Source organism: Gammaproteobacteria bacterium (genome assembly GCA_003696665.1).
Lineage (GTDB): Bacteria > Pseudomonadota > Gammaproteobacteria > Enterobacterales.
The window spans coordinates 1-1,144 of sequence record RFGJ01000013.1; the positions used below are offsets into that span (position 1 = coordinate 1).

Here is a 1,144-nt window from a genome sequence, read left to right on the forward strand (position 1 = left end):
ACTGTGGCCCCCGCTCGAAAATGGCCAGCCACCACAAGTCGTAGTTCCTGGATGCCGAAGTATTGATTTTCACCGTCTCGCCAAAATCATAAGTCCTGGGATTCGGGTCCGGCTGGTTGTCGATAAAGGTAAAACCGATGTCACTGGCGTCGGTAGGGCCAACAAGCACCTCGTTCGTATAGTAACTCGGCGGTGGATACATGGCTTTGTAGCCCAGAAACTGGCCCAACAGATTGTACACTTCTATGGGTGTTCCGCAGGTCACGTCACGAGTCGGCAAAAGCATACGCACGCGGTAAGTTCCCTTTTCCAGGTTTTCGAACACAGGGTTGAAAGTCGGTCCGGCAATTTCGTTCCAGCCTCCGGCATCATTCTTCTTTTGCAGGTAATAAATCGGGGTCGCTTCATGCGGATTGAACATCACCACACAACACGGATTGTCCACCTGGCCGCAATTCACTTCGTACCCCCAAAGGTGGGTCCACAGACCTTGTGCACTGTAATCTGGTGTAGCGGTGACGGTCACACTGGTACATCCTCCCTTGGCCGCAGCCTCCTGCTCCTGGGCCATCGATACGGGAAGAAACCCTGTCAAGAAAATCGCAATGGTCAGCGTAATCGTTTTCATGTTGTTCGGGTTTAACATTTTTTGGAAACCAATACCCTCCTTGAGGCATTCGGGTGTTGCCCCTGTGTCATTCAGGCACACAGGATTTCCGCTCACGGTCCCGCGAAATCGTTGGATTGCAAATCACCTGACCGGTCTATAGGTCCAACCCCGGGGCGTCGGCCGACACATTTGCAAATGCATTACAAAAAAAAAATACATCTCAAAAAATCCGGGCGAACCGGCCGCCTTGCAAAATTCGCGACAAATAAATATTTCCATAATATCGCTAACTGACAGAGCAGCAAAGGCATGCATCGGCGAAACAGGGATCCGACGGCAGACAAAAAGGTTGTCGCAACATTGATTTGCAATACTTGCGCAATGCAAAACCCCTTCCCGACGAAGCCGAGTCAGCAGACAAATTATCGGAAAAACATCAGCCGGCAGCCCGCTTCATCCGCCGATCTTTTTGTCCGAAACGGCCATAGCGACTGCGGCGGTGTCAGGGCCCTTGCGCTGCGGATACACTTCGAG

General features: G+C 51.8%; 1 protein-coding gene. It reads right to left on the reverse strand.

Annotation, left to right across the window (positions count from 1 at the left end):
• Positions 1-628, reverse strand: a 628-nt coding sequence (locus tag D6694_00315) for a hypothetical protein (protein RMH48598.1), incomplete at its 3' end; no start/stop codon positions are given.
• Positions 629-1,144 lie beyond the last annotated feature (516 nt).